Below are 16,241 nucleotides of genomic sequence, written 5' to 3' on the forward strand. Positions count from 1 at the left end.
GGCTTTGCACTTGCTGGGGAGCTGCGGTCGTGATCGAAACGAACACTGTCCAACTTGTGTTTGCGCTGAGCGTTGCTCGGGAACTTGCCTCCTTCGAGGGGCCGGACTTCGATCTGGTGGTCTTCCATATCCAACAGGCTCTTCAGGCCGCAAGGGACGAGGCGCTTCGGAAGGGAATCGTTGTCGAGATCGAGGGCGACGAGACGATCCAGTAGGCGCGGCCGTTGCCCACGGAGAAGGCATGGTCCGGGCGCACAATCGTCTCTCAGGCATGAGAGATGACTTCCATTAACGTTCACATTGGTCGTCTGCATCATCGGACGCGATAAGCAGAACATCTGGCGACATTTTTATTCGCTGTGTCGTAGACTTCAACGTTGAACTGATTGCGTTAAAGCCGTCAGGATTGGGCGTAAGTTCTCGGACGAGCTGAACGATTGAGAGAGGCTGTCACGGCCTGGTTGACCCGAATTTGGCGTGCGAAACAATGCATTAGGGACAAGACCTGCACTGGACGAAACAACTTGCGGCGCCATGTATCTATTGGGTTTCAGGAATGGCCGGTGGGGTCACCTGATGTATCAGCCCGATGGGATGCCAAATGGAGGCAACGGGCTGCTCATCGTATCCTGATAGATCCGGGGACCTCGCCGCCATGCTGAGGTGGCCCGACGGGATGGGAACGTTCCAGTTCCACTACCCTGTCTGATCCGACATCGTCGACGCTAGGTCGCATCAGGTGGCACCGGTTCATGTGACGCCGATATGTCGTCCGGCTCCGCCTCACTGAGCATTCCCCGGTAGATCCCGGGAACAGACCCTTCGATCGGGATTGCACCGACGCTCTGGCGATAGAAGTCCATCGGGCCTGCGCCACCGATGATGCCATAGGCATATCCCTGTGCGGACATGTCGAGCAACGTTGTCAGGAGCAGCGCCCGGCCGACCCCTTGACCGCGCGCTTTGGTATCCACACCGGTTGGTCCGAAGAAGCCCTTCGCAGTCGCCTCGTGGCAGGCAAAGCCGATCAACGTGCCATCCTTTATCGCGATGAAGCATGTGGGCGGCTGCCGCATTGCCGCGGCTGTCGCCTCGCTGGACCAGCCGGCTCCAAAGCGCGGCGTGATCCAGTCTGTGAGTGTCTTCAACTCCGGCGGAAGCAGGCGGCGGATGGTAATGCCGTGGCGCTCCATCATGGCGCCCACCGACGCATCCGGCTTGAGATCGTAGAGTTTGACGAGCATGTCCATGATGGGGTCCTTCTGATGACTAACCCTTGACGGCACCGGAGGTCAGTCCGGCCACGATCCGTCGCTGGAAAACCAGCACGACGGCGATCAGCGGCAGGGTCACCGTCACCGACGCGGCCATGATCTGGCCGAAGGGATATTCATAGCGGTTTGTGCCTGCGATCAGCCCGATGGCGACGGGCACGGTGCGGTTTTCATCCGTCAGGGTAAAGGTGAGGGCAAACAGGAATTCGTTCCAGGCAAGGATGAAGGCAAGGATTCCGGTGCTCGCAAGGGACGGCCCCATCAGGGGAAGGAGGATCTTCACGAGGATGCGCAGATGCGAGCACCCATCGACGATCGCGGCCTCCTCCAGCTCCCGCGGAAACTCCCGTATGAAGGTCGTCAATATCCAGGTTGTGAAGGGGACCGTCGACAGGAGATAGGTGAGAACGAGGGCGCTTGGACGGTTAAAGAGGCCGAGCCAGTTGATGAGCTCGAACATGCCCGACAGCACCACGACCTGCGGAAAGATCGAAATCATCAGGATCACCATCAGCACCGCCCGGCGCTGCGGGAAATCGATCCGGCCAAGTGCGTAGGCGGCGCTGATGCCGATGAAAAGAGACAGGCAGGTGGTGGATACGGCCACATAGGCGGAGTTCAGAAGCGATCCCATGAACACGGGATTGTCGATCAATTGCCGGTAATAGGTGAAATCAAGCGCGGGCAGCAGAACCGATCGATAGAGGGCTGCCCCCTGCTTCGTCGATGAAACGAAAGCCCAGTAATAGGGAAACAGCGTATAGACGAGCACCAGGCCCAGTGCGCAGACTTGCAGGGTCCGAAACGCGCGGCGCCGCAGCCGGTAATGGGCACTGGACCTGCGCAGCGGGCGGGAAAGGGTCAGGTCGGCCATCATCAATGCCCCGCTGCTTTATCGAGGCGCAATGCGCCGATCAAAATGATGGCAACGAGGGCGACCAGCAGGAAGACCCATGTCGAGGCCGCGGAACCGATGCCGAGTTCCTGGAAGCTGATCAGGCGGTCGCGAGCGTAGATCGAGACGGTCATGACCTTTTCGTTGCTGCCGGCGAGCACATAGGATAGGTCGAACATGCGCAGCGCATCAAGCGAGCGAAACAGGACTGCGACGCCGATTGCGGGCCGCAGCATGGGAAGAGTGATCGACCAGAACCGTTTCCATGCCGGGATCCCGTCCACGGCCGCCGCCTCGAAGATTTCGTGAGACAGCATCTGCAGGCCAGCAAGGATGAGAAGGACCATGAACGGCGTCGTCATCCACACGTCGATGAAGATAACGACACCCATGATCAGCGAGCCGCTCGCGGTCCAGGCAACCCCGTGATCGATGAGGCCGAGTTCGATCAGCACCTTGTTGATCACCCCGAACTGGTCGTTGAGCATCCATTCCCAGATCTTTGTCGCGACCACCACCGGAATGGCCCACGGCACCAGGATCGCCGCGCGGGCAAGGCCGCGGCCGGGAATTGCATCGTTGATCAGGAGCGCGATTGCGAGCCCAAGGACGGTCTCGATCGATACGGATATGACGGTGAATACCAAGGTGTTCCTGACGGCAAGCCACCAGCTCGGATCGTTGAAGACCTCGAGGAAATTGGCAAGGCCCACCATGGTGTAAACGCCCGGGTCGTCGAGATAGGCGTCGGTGAACGCAAAGAAGAAGGTGCGCCCGAGCGGCCACACGGCCACGACGAGCATCGCTGCGATGACCGGCAGCAGGAAGAACCAGGCGGCGCGATGGTCGCGGCGGGCAAGGCGGGCACTCATCGGATCGCCCTCCTTGCATCCGTCTCGTCAGACGGAACCGCGATCCGCTCCCCGTCGGCGGCAAAGAAGAAGATGGAGTGATCCTCGAAGGAAAGCGCAACGTCCTTGCCGATTAACGACTGTTCGGGGGAGGCTGCAAGCCGGATCACCCAGATCGGGCCGCCAGCGATCCTGCAATAGGCGAAATGCTCGTGGCCGAGATCCTCGACGCGCTCGAGCACGCAGTCGAAGCGGCCGGTACCGGCCGGGACAATGCGCAAGGCCTCCGGCCTGACACCGATTTCCGCCGGTGCCGCAAGGTTGGCAACCCGTGGGAGCCACAGGCCGCCCGGGCCGAGCACGCCCTCGCCGCGATCGTCCGCTCCTGCCTTCACGGGAAGGAAGTTCATCCGCGGGCTGCCGATAAAGCCTGCGACGAAGCGATTGTCCGGGCGATGGTAGAGCTCAGAGGGCGTACCGATCTGCTCTACGCGGCCGTGGTTGAGAACGACGATCCGATCGGCGAGGGTCATGGCCTCCGACTGGTCGTGGGTGACATAGATCATCGTGGTGCGAAGGTCCTCGTGGAGCCTTGCGATTTCCATCCGCATTTCCATCCTGAGATCGGCGTCCAGATTGGACAGCGGTTCATCGAACAGGAAGATGTCCGGTTGCCTGACCAGCGCCCGCCCAATGGCGACGCGCTGTCGCTGGCCTCCGGACAGTTCACGCGGTCGCCGCTGCAGCAGGTGGTCGACCTTCAGCATGCGGGCGACGGTTTCTACCTTGCGCGCGATCGCATCGCGCTTGATCCCCATTGTTTCCAGCGCAAATCCGATATTGCGGGCAACCGTCATGTGCGGATAGAGCGCATAGGACTGGAAGACGAAGGCAACGCCTCGCTTGGCGGCGGGGATGTCGGTGACGTCGTCGCCGCCGATTCTGACTGTTCCTGACGATGCGGAGATCAGGCCGGCGACGATGCGAAGCAGCGTTGACTTGCCGCATCCCGAGGGACCGACAAAGACGACGAATTCTCCGTCCTTAATCGCAAGGTTCACATCCTGAATGACCTTATGTGTTCCGAAACTCTTCGAAACGGATTCCATCGAAACCGATGCCATTGTTCACCTTGGCTTGCACAGGGGCAGGGCCGGCTTGCTGCCGGCGAAAAAGGACGCGGGGGTCAGCGCCACGGTCGCCCTGCGACGCCCCCCCGCGTCTTTTGCCGATTAGCGGCTTTCCTTGAGCTTCTCGAGGCGTTTGCCGAGTGAAGCGAAACCGTCCTTGGGATCGGTGGAACCCGACAGCATGTCGTGCACGGAGCGATAGAAGGCCTGGGAGACTCGGTTGTAGCTGGTGCCCGTATAGCCTGATGGCCGCACCGCACTGTCTGCGAAGGCCTGCTGGTTGTCCTTCAGGAACGGGATCTTTTCCAGAACCTCGGGATCGCTGTAAAGCGACTGGATGGATGGATTGAGGGTTGCGTCGACGGCACGCATCTTCTGCATGTCGGTGCCGGTGATGAAGTTCACAAAGTCTGCAGCGACCTCAGGCTTTGCACTGTACTTGGAAACGCCATAGTACATCGGACCAAGGCAACCGCTGGATTTCTGCCCCTCCTTGCCGACAGGCAGTGGCATGACCCCGACCTTGTCGATGATCGCGCTGCCCTCCTTGTGGGAGGTTCCCCAGACATAGGGCCAGTTGCGATGGAATACTGCGTCGCCGGCTTCGAAGACCGCCCGTGACGCCTCCTCATCGTAGTTCAGGACGCCTTCCGGACTGATCGAACCAATCCATCCCTTTGCCTTCTTGATCGCCTCGGCGGCGTCGGCATTGTTGATCGTCACCTTTCCGTCATCCGAGATGATGGTGCCGCCGCCATTGGAGGCAATCACCTCGATCGCATCGCAGGTCAGGCCCTCATAGCTTTTTGCCTGCCAGGCATAGCCCCACATCTTGTCGTGGCCGTCAGCACGCTCCTTGTCCTGGATTTCCTTCGCCGTGCTGGCAAGTTCGTCCCAGGTCTTCGGCGGCTGCTTGCCATATTTTTCAAGGAGGTCCTTGCGATAGAACATCAGGCCCACATCCATGTAGGCGGGCATCGCGACAAGGTTGCCGTCAAGCTTTGCCGCATTCAGCGTCGAGGCGAAATGCTTGTCCTGGTCGGCCTGGGGGATCATCGTCTTCAGATCGAGAAGGTTGGCCTTGAACATGCCAAGCCAGATCACGTCGAGAAATAGGACGTCGACATCCTTCGATTTTGCGGCCAGCAACTGCTGGTAAAGCGGGATCGCATCATCGAGCAGCGCCGGCATCTTGTTGATCTTCGCCTCGTTTCCGGTCTTCGCCTTCCAGGCGTCGGCAACCTTGGTGCAAAGCTCGAATTCCGTCGGTGAACAGAAGGCCGAAATGGTTTCCGCATGTGCGGTGCTGGCCCAGAGGCCGGCAACGGCTGCAGCCGCAGCGAGGCATTTCTTCAACATGAGCTGTTCCTTGTCTTTATCACACTTGAACTGTGTGGAACTCTGTGGTTCCTGATCCTAATAGGACTGGTTATGACCAGTCATGTCAACTGGACTCTTGCACTTACTGCGAGCAAAGATGTGACACCGCCTAGCAAGCACCGATCCGGGAGCGGAGCGTGACGACAGGACAGAGAGCGACAAGCAAGGCCGGTGAGGCGACCATCGACAGGACTGCTCCCCGTCCGCTCCATCAACAGGTTTATGAGGCGCTGCTGTCGTCGATCCGCGAGGGGAAGGTGCCATTGCGCGGCAAGTTGCCTTCCGAGCGCGAGCTGGTTTCGCTCTACGATGTCAGCCGTATCACCATACGACATGCCGTGCGCGAACTGATCCGCCAAGGTGTCGTGCAAAGCCAGGCTGGCAAGGGTCTCTACGTTGTCGACAACGGTGCAGGTTTCGAGCTCGAAGTCCTCAAAAGCTTCACCAGCACCGCCCTTGCAAGTGGTCGCACGCCCGGGCAACGGCTGCTCGACATCGCCGTCGTCAAGGCATCGCTGGATGTCACCCGGCCGTTGATGCTGCCGCCTGGATCGGAGGTCATCGTCCTGTCGCGCTTGCGTCTGCTCGATAAAATTCCGGTCGTCCTGCAGACGGACTGGATCGCGGCGTCGAGGGCCCCCGGCCTGACCGGTCTTGACTGGACGATTGCAAATCGGTCGCTCTATTCTGAATTGCGAGAGCTCTACAAGATTCAGCCGCGCCGGGGCCAGACAACGCTCAGCGCGCGGCTCGCGAGTGCGGTGGAAGCAGAACTCCTTCAACTTCCACAGCCGGGGGCGGTGCTGACAGTCGACCAGATCGCCTTTGATGAGCGTGACCGGCCGATAAACATGACATCCCTGATCCACCACCCCGAACGTTACCCGCTGACATTGCTGCAGTCGGCCACCGGCGACTTCAAGCACTACGGTTGATGTTGTCGCATGGCGGAGGGCCGCGGCCTGTACCGCCGTTTCATAAGAGTGAGAGACGCGATGAACGGCACAAAACCGCGCGGCTCTGAATTGTCATCCCGGCGACCTCGATCGCTCCTCGGCCCTCGCTCCTTGGCCCCGGGACGGCTACCCGATGATCTGTCGCCTAGGGACAATTGACATCAGACCGTCCCCAGCGATTTCGGGAGAAATGGTCGTGTAGTTTTCGATTGATGGGCGATTGCCGAGATCTTGCTTGTGACCGGCGGCTGTTATCACCAGGACGCTTGCTCCCGCCGCTTCGCCCGCCTGCACGCCGGCCTCGACATCCTCGAAGACGAGACAGTCGGCTGAACGAACGCCGAGGACCTCGGCGCCAAGGATGTAGCACTGGGGATTCGGCTTGCCGATGGTAACGTCGTCTCCGGTGACCATGAAGCGGGGAACGGGCAGCCCTGCTGCGCCAAGCCGGCGTAGGGCCAGAGGCTTGGTCGAGGAGGTTACGATTGCCCAGCGCTCGGGCGGCAGCGCGGCGAGGAACTCCGCAGCGCCGGGAATGGCGACAACACCGTCGACGTCGTCGATTTCGGCCTTCGTGATCTTGTCGGATTCTGCGACAGGATCGATACCGGGAAGGCCGAGCTGACGGATCGTGTCGATACCCCGTTTTCCGTGCATGGTCGGCAGGAAGCGGACGGGATCAAGTCCGTGGCGCTCTGCCCAGGCTCCCCAGACCCGTTCCGCTGACGCGGTCGAGCTCAGGATGGTGCCGTCCATGTCGAAGAGGAACGCGGCATACTGGTTTGGATCGGGAAAGGCGGACGGCACGGTGATCTCCTGGCTTTACGGATACGGCCTCATATGTGGCCTGTGTCGCAGAAGGCCGCAAGGATCGGACTGACGATCATCGTGGAGATCACGTGAGACCGCTGAGCGTCAGCATGACGCAGAAAACGAGAAGAACCGCGGAGCCGCAGCGCCGGGCAAACAGCGGCATTTCCTGCCTCCGGCCGATGATCGCCCGTCCGAAGGCAAGCCACAGAGCGGAGGTCGCCGCCGTGGTTGCCAACAAAACCAGCATAGTCGGGACGGCATCTGCCCCCACTGACGGCACCATGGCCAGCCCGATGATGATGGCCTTCGGATTGAGGAGCGTCGTGACGAAGAGTTCGCGCGGGCCAACGGTTGCTGCCTTCCCACCTTGAGAAGGTGCCCACAGTTTCAATGCCAGGGCGAGAACCCAGGTCGCCGCAAGAAACTTCACGGCCTGGGCGATTTCGGGATGTGAATGAAAGATTGGACTGGCAAAGCCGGAGACCAGCAGGACCATGATTTGATAGGCGACAACCACCGCACCCACAAGCGTGAGGCATCGTCCTGGTGTGAGGGCGGAGGTGGCCAGGGCAAGCACGGCATTTGTCGGGCCGGGTAGAACGAGAAGGCCAAAGACGCCAAGCCCGAATGTTAAAAGATCCATGTCACAAACCTTCCTATCTGGCATCCTTCTGGCATCGACCGCGTCAACAGTCTTGATCGGAATCAACTGTGACGACCCTGATGAGAATATTGGCTTATAACTAGTTATAATGTATCTATCTTATATCTCCATAAACCGGAGATGTGCGCCTTGTCCGAGCATGCGTCCCTGAACCACGGATGCTGGTCAGAGGTGTGATTGACGACAAGATCGATCAGGACGCGTATGCCGCGCTGTTTTGCGCCATGGGTGAATTCGACGAAATCGCCAAGCGTGCCGTATCGACGATCGACGTTGTAGTAGTCGGAAACGTCGTAACGGTCGTCGCGTCCGGGGGACGTCTGGAAGGGCTCAGCCATATGGCGGTGACGCCGAGTCCGGCGAGATAGTCGAGACGTCGCTCAAGGCCCTGAAAATCACCTACGCCGTCGCCGTTCACCATCCATGAATGTCCCGACGGAAAGACAATAGATGACGGCGTTCTTGTACCAGAGGTCATTGATCAAGATCATGCTCCCTTGAAAGACGCACCCCGGAGGCAGGCGTGCGAGCCCGCGAAAGGTTCCCTGGCCAGGAGGTGAAGGCCCGATCCGGTACGCAGAGACCGAGCCCCCGGGCATCGTGACGGTGACGCCGTTGCGCAACGGAAGGAAAGGGCCGCAGAGCGTGACGCCCCCTCTATGTGAGGCTCTTGCCCGTGCGCCTTGCCGCTTCATTGCGAACCAGGTGCCAGCATTGAAGGTCGAGCATTGCGTCGGGCAGGGCGCGGTGGGTTGGCGCATTGCCGGACCTGATGGTGGCAATGGCGCCCTCGACAAGGTTTGCGAGCGCGGCTTCGTCCGCTGCAGGTGCCATGAGATCGCGCGCAGCGGCGAGAAATGCGTCCCTGGATTTGCCGATCCTCAGAGCGTGGCGTGGCAGGCCGCCGGCGCGCAGGAGGACGCTCAGCCATTTTCCGTCCCATGAGGGAGCGCTGGCATAGAGGTCGTGCCCTGAAAGCTCTTTCATCATGCCCTGCGCCACCTCATCCGCGGCGATGCCGTCGCTATCGATGAGTTCTCGCGAAATGCCGTGGATCGCTTGCGCCTCGGTGGACCAATCGGTCCAGTCGGGTGCGGGGCGTATCAGGAAGGAACGGGAGCGACCGTCCTGAAACACCCAGGCAACCTCGATCGGGAAGCTCTGCTTGGCGAGTGACGATGCTTCGAAATCCAGGAATACGATCAAGGGGATATCACCGGTGCTGCTGCCTCCCACCAGGTCATTGGCCAGGCTCGGGGGCGCGCGTCGAGCCAGTGACGAATTGGCCAGTGACGACTTGGCCAGTGACGACTTGGGCCAGTGACGAGGCGGCGCCTTGCAGCATCGGTATCATATCCGGCCGCCGTTGGCAGCCATTACATCGGATAGCTCGAGGTTCGGGACGAGCCGCTCGTCGCAGTGCAGACCGGCCTGCTGGCCAGACAAGCCCAAGGCGCTCTGGAAGTCAGCGCCAGCGCGTCGCGATCGGCCGCGCCATCATTCGCAATCCGCAGGTCTTCTTTTCGAGGAGCCGCTATCGAATCTCGATGCACCACTGCGCTGCACCTCGAACGAACTGCACGCGAAACTCGGCGCGACGATGATCTACGTCGCCCAAGATCAGGTCGAGGCATTGACCATGGCAGACAAGATCGTTGTCCTGAATGGCGGGAAATCGAACGGGTTGGCAGCCCATGACGCTCTACAACAAGCCTGCAACGCCTTTCGTCGCCGGGTTCAACGGGGCACAGAAGATGAACTTCTTCAATGGAGAGCCTGCTGCGAAAGAGATGGTGAAGCCCCGGCGCAGCAGGGCAGGCACCTGAAAGCAGAGGACTTGCCGGAGCCAGTCGGACTAACGCCAAGGATGGACTTGCCGGCGAGCGCAGCAAGGATGATCGGGAGCTGTCCCTTTCGGGAAATGGGAGACACCGAACAGGCGCAGCACCGGGCCGAAATTCATGTCGGCTTCGAGCGATCGCGCATCCCGGTCGAGCCAGCGGGCAAGACGCATTGCCCAGCGCTCGATTGCCCGTCTTGCCAGCCGTCCGGCGAGGTTCGGGTGATGTGCTGCATGGCAGCCGTTGCAGAGCACGACCAGGCTCGACAGTTCATAGGAGCCGCCCATCGATCGCTGCAGGAGGTGATGAAAGTCAGCATCACGCGATCGCAGCTTCGTCAAGCACGAAACGCACTTGTATCCATCCCGCGCAAGCACAAGGCGGCGCGTGTCTTCCCAATGTCCCACGAGGCGAAGCTCGTCGTCGGTTGTCGTGCTGCCAGTCTGAAGGATAGTCGCTGAGAAATGGAACCAGATTGGTGCCCTCACACCGGCCGCGCTGCCCGGTCTGAAGCCCCGGGCGCGGCTTGCAAGGCATGGGCTATCGCACCAGCTTTCGAAGCCGCGGCATTCCCCTGGAAGCCATGACAGGCGCGGTGAAGGGGCGCGGCACTGATGGCATGACAGTCGTCCGCAGGGAGGCAACCCGATGGTCGCCGCAACGATAAGCGCCGATCGGCCGATGGTTGGCGAACGTCAGCTGGCGGCCTTCAAGGCCTGCGTCGAACGTCCAGTGATCTCGTTGAGCGTCGAGAGAATCTTTCGAACGCCGTAGTGGTCGGTCGAATAATAGATCGTCTGGGCGTCGCGACGGGTTTTCACGACATTCCCCTCACGAAGACGGGCGAGATGCTGGGAGAGAGCCGATTGCGAAAGGCCGACGCGTTTCGCCAAGTCGCCGACGTTCAATTCATTGTCCAGGAGAAGGCTGGCAATCAGCAGTCTTTTTTCATTTGCCAGGAGCGAAAGAAGTCTAGCCTCTTCCTCGAATTCTGTATCCATGCGCATTTCAGGAGTTCACCTACATTCACAAAATCGATCGCTTACTTAAACGTAAGATGACAAAATAGCCATAACCATGATTGAATTTGATTGGGCTACTTTAGGTTAATAGACCTTCGACCGGGTCCGAACCGGAACCCGGGACTGTAGCGATCAACTCTATGAGGCCGGCGGATTGGGCGCGAGTTTTGTAAAGTTCGGCCTGAGCATTGGCGGAAATTCGGAAGGAGCTTTTCCGGCCGACTACTCAATTTGCCGGAATGCGTGAAGAGCGTTGTGGTCGTCCAATGTTACGAATAGGCCGTGCGTGAACACATCACGGACCGGCGTCGTCTTGCCGATTTGCCTTTGTCCTATAAGGTTGACAACGCGGGTGTTCTCCAGCACCGGCTGTCTGAGCCTATCGTTCGGCTGGGAAGGATGCCGTTGTCGCTGCGTCGAGCGCGTGACGGCCGAATGGATTGATAGCCACGAGTACCATCAATATGGCAGCCGCTGACCAAATTCTGACTAAAACGATATTGGCTTTCATTCGATAACCGTGGGCGCGTACGCTGAACTGGTCGCGCAAGGTTCTAGTACTATTCATTGGTCAAAAAAAGATTACCGCGATCCGCTGACCTGACGACCGATGCTGCCATCCGCAGCCTCTGTCGCCTGGCGGTTTCTGTCGGTCGAGATGACGCCGTGCGACCAATATTTATGCCCCTGTGGTAGATCTGATTGGCTGTGACCGGCTTGCTCTCATTCCGGGTTGGTAGGCGAATCCACGATCGCCCCTGGACCGGTGTTCAGCGTTCGAAGGGCTCGCCGAGCGATGCTACCCCATTCAGCTTTAGAAGACGCCGGTCTGACGAAATGATGCCGAGGACAAGGATAGTGACGAGGTAAGGCAGACTTGCCAGCAACTGCGATGGAATGTTCACGCCTGTTGCCTGTGCGGCAAGTCCCATCAGGGAGACCGCTCCAAACAGGCAGGCGCCAAGGAAGATCCGGCCGGTAAGCCAGGTTCCGAAAACAACAAGTGCGATCGCAATCCATCCGCGACCTGCGATCATTCCGTCGGCCCAGAGCGGAGTGTAGACGACTGCGGCATAGGCGCCGGCAAAGCCTGCCATGGTCCCGCCGAAGGCGACGGCCGCAACGCGAACGGCAATGACGGGATAGCCGATGGCGTGCGCTGCCTTCGGGTTCTCACCGACGGCACGCACGACCAGGCCGGTCTTGCTGTAGGAAAACATCGCCCAGATCGCGAGTGTTGCTACGAGTGAAAGCCAGACGACGATGTCCTGTTTGAAGAGCCCGCCAACGACAGGGATCTGGGAGAGAAAGGGAATGGCGATCTTGGAGATCCCAGGAACCGTAAGCGCTTCATAGGGCTTACCGAACAGCGCCGAAAGCCCTTGGCCAAGGATACCAATGGCGAGCCCGGCCGCGACCTGGTTTGCCCGGAATCCAAGTGCGACAAAGGCAAAGACCAGCGACAGCAGCGCACCGCCGACGCCAGCGGCGACGAAGCCGAGAAAATGTCCGCCCCCATGGTAGACGATCACGAAGGCGAGCACCGCGCCGAAGGCCATCAGACCCTCGATACCCAGGTTGAGCACGCCGGCGCGTTCGACGACGAGTTCACCGAGAGCGGCGAGAAGAAACGGCGTCGCGGCCGCGAGCGTGCCGGCAAGGATGAACTGGAGGGCGTTCATGATTGGCTCCGGTGAACGGCGCGAGGCCAGTCGATGCGGTACCGCACGAAGGCGATGGCTATGAGGTAGGCGAGCAGGAGACTGCCCTGGAAGACGCGGACAGCAGCGATCGGCAGATTGGCCGAGACCATCGCATTGTCCCCGCCGATGTAAAGAGCTGCCATGATCAGCGAGGAAACGATGATGCCGAGCGGATGCAGACCTCCGAGATAGGCGACGATGATGGCGGCATAACCGTAGCCGGTCGAGATCGAGCGCTGCAACTGTCCGAGCGGCCCCGCGACCTCGGCAGCGCCGGCAAGGCCCGCGGCAAAACCGCCGATCAGCAGCGAGAGCCAGATCGCCCCGCTTTCACTGAAGCCGGCATAGCCGGCAGCGCGAGGGGCAAGCCCCCCCACCTGGAGCTTGAAGCCGGTAAAGCTGCGCTGCATGAAGATCCAGGCAAGGGCGGACAGCACAAGCGTGATCACAAGCGAGACATTGACGCGGGTGCCGGGAATGAGAAGCGGCACCATGGCATCGTACTGGAACATCACCGACTGCGGGAAGTTGAAACCGTTCGGGTCCTTCCATGGGCCTAGCAGCAGGTAGTAGAGGAGTTGCGCTGCCACGAGGCTCAGCATCAGCGATACGAGGATTTCGTTGGCGTTGAACCGGACACGCCAGACGGCGGTCAGTGACGCCCAGAGCGCGCCGCCGACGGCGCCGAGCAGTAGCATCGCCGGCCAGATCCATTGGCCGGTAGCGTTTGGATACCAGATCGGAATTGCCGAAGCGAAGATCGCGCCGAGAATGAACTGGCCCTCGGCGCCGATGTTGAAGACCTTCGCGCGAAAGCCGATCGCAAGACCCTGGGCAATGAGAAGAAGCGGCCCCATCTTCAGGAGTACTTCGGAAAACGACGACCAGGACAGGAACGGTTCGAGCAGCATCGCATAGACGACGGCTGTCGGGTCACGGCCCATCAGGACATAAAGTGCGAGATTGAGAAGCGTGGCCACCACGAGCGCGATTGCCGGGGCAAGCAGGGTTGCCGTGAGAGAGGCGCGCTCCCTGCGCACGAGGCTCGGGAGGAAATGGAGGGTGGAGGATGCGCTCATGCGAAAGCCTTCTCGGAGGATTGTGCCCCCATCATGTAGCGACCGATCTCTTCCGGCCGGGTATCGCGGGTGACGAGTGGCCGGCTCAGCGTGCCGTGATAGAGCACCTGGATGGAATCGCAGAGCTCGAAAAGCTCCTCGAGTTCCTCTGAAATGACGAGGATGGCCATCCCTTCGTTGCGCAGGGTAATAAGCCGGCGGCGTATGGCAGAGGCTGCTCCGACATCGACGCCCCATGTCGGTTGGGCGACGAACAGCAGCTTCGGCGACAGCATCATTTCGCGTCCGACGATGAATTTTTGCAAGTTGCCGCCGGACAGAGAACCAGCCTCCGCCTCCGGACCGGAGGCGCGAACGTCATGCTGGCGCATGCAGTCCTCGGTAAAGGCAATGGCTTTGGCTCTGTCGACGAGGCCATGCTGCAGAAGATCGAGGGGATGCGCAGTCAGGAGGCTGTTAAGGGTGAGGGGCATTTCCGGTACGGCGCCGCGCCCGAGCCGGTCCTCCGGCACGAAGGCGAAGCCGAGCTTCCGGCGTGCGGCCGCATCGAGCCTGCCGACGTCCCTGCCCATCATGAGGATATGGTTCGCCTGGTCGCGAGGCAGCATTGTTTCGCCCGATATCAGCCTGGCGAGCTCGGCCTGTCCGTTTCCCGAGACCCCAGCTATGCCGAGAATTTCGCCAGCGCTCACCGCCAGGCTGATACTGGAAAGGGAAACAGCAAACGGGTCGTCGGGACGGTGGCTGAGGTTATTGATCTGGAGCCGCTTTTCGCCACCGGCGTGGGGAACCGCCGGCATCGGCTCCGGCATGTCGTGACCGATCATCATGCGGGCGAGGTCATGGGCATCGTGCTCGCGCGGATCCACGTTGCCGGTCACCTTGCCGCCGCGCAGGATCGTCGCGTGATCGCAGATTGCCCGGATCTCCTCCAGCTTGTGCGAAATGAACAGGATCGAAACGCCGCCATCCCGCAACCGGCGCAAGGTATCGAACAGCGTCTCGACGAGCTGGGGCGGCAGCACGGAGGTGGGCTCGTCGAGGATCAGGAGCTTCGGGTTGGTCATCAGGCAGCGAATGATCTCGACCCGCTGGCGCTCCCCGACGGAAAGCGCGTGCACGTGGGCGAGAGGGTCGACTTCGAGGCCGAAATCGCGGCCGAGTTTGCGGGCGCGCTCGGTCAACTCGCTCTTGCGTCCAGGTACCACCAGATGGATGTTTTCAATGACCGTCAGTGTCTCGAACAGCGAAAAATGCTGGAAGACCATGCCAATGCCGCGACGGCGCGCCTCGGCGGGAGAGGCGAGGTCGAGGACCTCGCCTTCCCAGGCGACGGTTCCGTCGTCCGGCTGCTCGACGCCGTAGATGAGCTTCATCAGCGTCGACTTGCCCGCCCCGTTCTCGCCGAGGATCGCATGGATGGACCGCGCAGCCACGTCCAGATCAATGCCCTGGTTGGCTTTGGTCTGGCCGTAGCTCTTGGAGATGCCGCGGAGTGACAGAAGGGGTGCAGGCATGGCTTACTTCGGCAGAGGCGTGGTGACGCCCTTGACGTGCCAATCCATGGCAATGATTTCCGCGTCCGAAAGCGTCGCGGCTGCAGCCGCGGCCTGGCTGCCATCCGCCTTGGTGACCGGACCGGCAAAGGGCGAGCCGCTCCCGTCGGCGAACTTGGCCTCGACTTCCTTCATTTTCGCCGCCACGTCGGCCGGGATGTCCGGGCTTGCATCGGCAATGTGAACCACCTTTTCCTTCATGCCGAGGAAGGCGTTGGCACCCTTGAAGGTCCCCGCCAGGTGGGCGTCGACGGACGCCTTGAAGAACGGCGACCAGTCGGTGGCGGCACAGCCGAGGTAAAACTTCGGCGCATATTTCTTCATCGAGGAATTGAGGTTCAGCGAATAGACACCTGCCGCTTCGCAGGCCGAAACCACCGACGGCGTGTCCTGGGCATTGGAGAAGATCACGTCGCAGTCCTGGGCGACGAGCGCCTTGGCTGCTTCCTGCTCCTTGGCCGGGTCGAACCAGGAGTTCACCCAGACGACCGTAACCTCTGCCTTCGGGTTGACTGCCTGTGCGCCGAGGGTGAAGGCGTTGACGGAGGCAATCAGTTCCGGAATGGCGAAGGCGGAGACGGAGCCGAGCTTGCCCGTCTTCGAGAGTGCGGCGGCCGCCATGCCGAGCACGTAGGTGCCTTCGAAGTTCTTGGCAGCGAAGGGCGAGAAGTTCGGCGCCACCTGGAAGCCGGAAGCATGAAGCACGCTGACCTTCGGATTGCGACGCGCGATCTGCAGCGCACCATTCTGGTAGCCGAAGGAGCCGGCGATGAGGAAGTTGTTCCCGTCGGCCACCGACTTCGTCATGATGCGGTCGGCATCCGGACCTTCCGCGATGTTTTCGAGCACGGTGACCTTGACCTTGTCGCCATGGGCGGCTTTGACCGGTTCGAGCCCGTCCTGGAGCGCGCGGCCCCAGCCGACATCGCCGATCGGCGAGGGAACGACGAGGGTGATGCCGAGCGGGCCGTCGGCTGCGAGGGTTGCTCGTGCGCCGAAGGTGCCGGCAAGGCTTGCGGCGGCAACGCCCTGCATCAGAGTTCTGCGGGTGATGTTGGTCATTTTGGTTCCCCTTTT

General features: G+C 60.8%; 16 protein-coding genes and 2 pseudogenes. 3 read left to right on the forward strand and 15 right to left on the reverse strand.

All coding sequences use genetic code 11. The annotated features are described in order from the left end of the window. Positions 1 to 29: 29 nt before the first annotated feature. Positions 30 to 215 (forward strand): hypothetical protein, encoded by a 186-nt coding sequence (locus FHT76_RS33060; protein WP_183756482.1) that lies wholly within the window; start codon positions 30 to 32, stop codon positions 213 to 215. 510 nt (positions 216 to 725) lie between these two features. Here FHT76_RS33060 and FHT76_RS33065 read toward each other — a convergent pair. The 5 genes from FHT76_RS33065 to FHT76_RS33085 all read right to left on the reverse strand — a co-directional run bounded on the left by FHT76_RS33065 (position 726) and on the right by FHT76_RS33085 (position 5,509). Beyond that, entirely contained in the window at positions 726 to 1,250 is a 525-nt protein-coding gene (locus FHT76_RS33065; RefSeq protein ID WP_183756481.1) for a GNAT family N-acetyltransferase, read from the reverse strand. Between the two features lie 19 nt (positions 1,251 to 1,269). Then, positions 1,270 to 2,151 (reverse strand): carbohydrate ABC transporter permease, encoded by an 882-nt coding sequence (locus FHT76_RS33070; RefSeq protein WP_210280962.1) that lies wholly within the window; start codon positions 2,149 to 2,151, stop codon positions 1,270 to 1,272. Continuing rightward, on the reverse strand, positions 2,151 to 3,041 hold the full coding sequence (locus FHT76_RS33075; protein WP_183756480.1) for a carbohydrate ABC transporter permease: 891 nt from the start codon (positions 3,039 to 3,041) through the stop codon (positions 2,151 to 2,153). The genes FHT76_RS33070 and FHT76_RS33075 overlap by 1 nt, the downstream gene beginning before the upstream one ends. Next, positions 3,038 to 4,144: an ABC transporter ATP-binding protein gene (locus tag FHT76_RS33080; RefSeq protein ID WP_259186253.1), complete on the reverse strand. Its 1,107-nt coding sequence runs from the start codon at positions 4,142 to 4,144 to the stop codon at positions 3,038 to 3,040. Before FHT76_RS33080 ends, FHT76_RS33075 begins: the two co-directional genes overlap by 4 nt. 108 nt (positions 4,145 to 4,252) lie before the next feature. After that, a complete protein-coding gene (locus FHT76_RS33085; RefSeq protein ID WP_183756478.1) occupies positions 4,253 to 5,509 on the reverse strand; it encodes an ABC transporter substrate-binding protein in 1,257 nt (418 codons plus the stop codon). A 158-nt stretch (positions 5,510 to 5,667) separates the two neighbouring features. Between FHT76_RS33085 and FHT76_RS33090 the strand changes: the two genes are divergently transcribed. Then, a complete protein-coding gene (locus FHT76_RS33090; RefSeq protein WP_259186255.1) occupies positions 5,668 to 6,465 on the forward strand; it encodes a GntR family transcriptional regulator in 798 nt (265 codons plus the stop codon). Positions 6,466 to 6,612: 147 nt separating this feature from the next. On the opposite strand, the gene FHT76_RS33095 is transcribed toward FHT76_RS33090, so the two are convergent. The 4 genes and pseudogenes from FHT76_RS33095 to FHT76_RS33110 all read right to left on the reverse strand — a co-directional run bounded on the left by FHT76_RS33095 (position 6,613) and on the right by FHT76_RS33110 (position 9,169). Next, on the reverse strand, positions 6,613 to 7,242 hold the full coding sequence (locus tag FHT76_RS33095) for an HAD-IA family hydrolase (RefSeq protein ID WP_183756569.1): 630 nt from the start codon (positions 7,240 to 7,242) through the stop codon (positions 6,613 to 6,615). Positions 7,243 to 7,381: 139 nt separating this feature from the next. Continuing rightward, a complete protein-coding gene (locus FHT76_RS33100) occupies positions 7,382 to 7,942 on the reverse strand; it encodes a threonine transporter RhtB (protein WP_183756477.1) in 561 nt (186 codons plus the stop codon). A 104-nt stretch (positions 7,943 to 8,046) separates the two neighbouring features. Then, positions 8,047 to 8,441 (reverse strand): annotated as a pseudogene (locus FHT76_RS33105) (alpha-amylase family glycosyl hydrolase). 179 nt (positions 8,442 to 8,620) lie between these two features. After that, complete coding sequence (locus FHT76_RS33110; protein ID WP_259130707.1) at positions 8,621 to 9,169, reverse strand: transcriptional regulator; 549 nt, start codon at positions 9,167 to 9,169, stop codon at positions 8,621 to 8,623. Between the two features lie 251 nt (positions 9,170 to 9,420). On the opposite strand from FHT76_RS33110, the pseudogene FHT76_RS33115 reads away from it, so the two are divergent. Beyond that, a pseudogene (locus FHT76_RS33115) lies at positions 9,421 to 9,750 on the forward strand (sugar ABC transporter ATP-binding protein); the annotation flags it as partial. A 68-nt stretch (positions 9,751 to 9,818) separates the two neighbouring features. On the opposite strand, the gene FHT76_RS33120 reads toward FHT76_RS33115, so the two are convergent. From FHT76_RS33120 to FHT76_RS33145, 6 genes are all read right to left on the reverse strand, one after another. Then, positions 9,819 to 10,292: an HNH endonuclease gene (locus tag FHT76_RS33120; RefSeq protein WP_310503295.1), complete on the reverse strand. Its 474-nt coding sequence runs from the start codon at positions 10,290 to 10,292 to the stop codon at positions 9,819 to 9,821. A 207-nt stretch (positions 10,293 to 10,499) separates the two neighbouring features. Beyond that, positions 10,500 to 10,811 carry a helix-turn-helix transcriptional regulator gene (locus tag FHT76_RS33125; protein WP_183756476.1) on the reverse strand — a complete coding sequence of 104 codons (312 nt, stop codon included), beginning with the start codon at positions 10,809 to 10,811 and terminating at the stop codon, positions 10,500 to 10,502. 785 nt (positions 10,812 to 11,596) lie between these two features. Next, positions 11,597 to 12,508, reverse strand: coding sequence for an ABC transporter permease (locus FHT76_RS33130; protein WP_183864503.1), 912 nt, complete (start codon positions 12,506 to 12,508; stop codon positions 11,597 to 11,599). Beyond that, positions 12,505 to 13,608: an ABC transporter permease gene (locus tag FHT76_RS33135; RefSeq protein ID WP_183756474.1), complete on the reverse strand. Its 1,104-nt coding sequence runs from the start codon at positions 13,606 to 13,608 to the stop codon at positions 12,505 to 12,507. The genes FHT76_RS33130 and FHT76_RS33135 overlap by 4 nt, the downstream gene beginning before the upstream one ends. Further along, entirely contained in the window at positions 13,605 to 15,125 is a 1,521-nt protein-coding gene (locus tag FHT76_RS33140; protein WP_259130704.1) for an ABC transporter ATP-binding protein, read from the reverse strand. The genes FHT76_RS33135 and FHT76_RS33140 overlap by 4 nt, the downstream gene beginning before the upstream one ends. Before the next feature lie 3 nt (positions 15,126 to 15,128). Then, positions 15,129 to 16,226, reverse strand: coding sequence for a BMP family ABC transporter substrate-binding protein (locus FHT76_RS33145; RefSeq protein WP_183756472.1), 1,098 nt, complete (start codon positions 16,224 to 16,226; stop codon positions 15,129 to 15,131). Positions 16,227 to 16,241: the final 15 nt, after the last annotated feature.

The organism is Rhizobium sp. BK176, assembly GCF_024808055.1.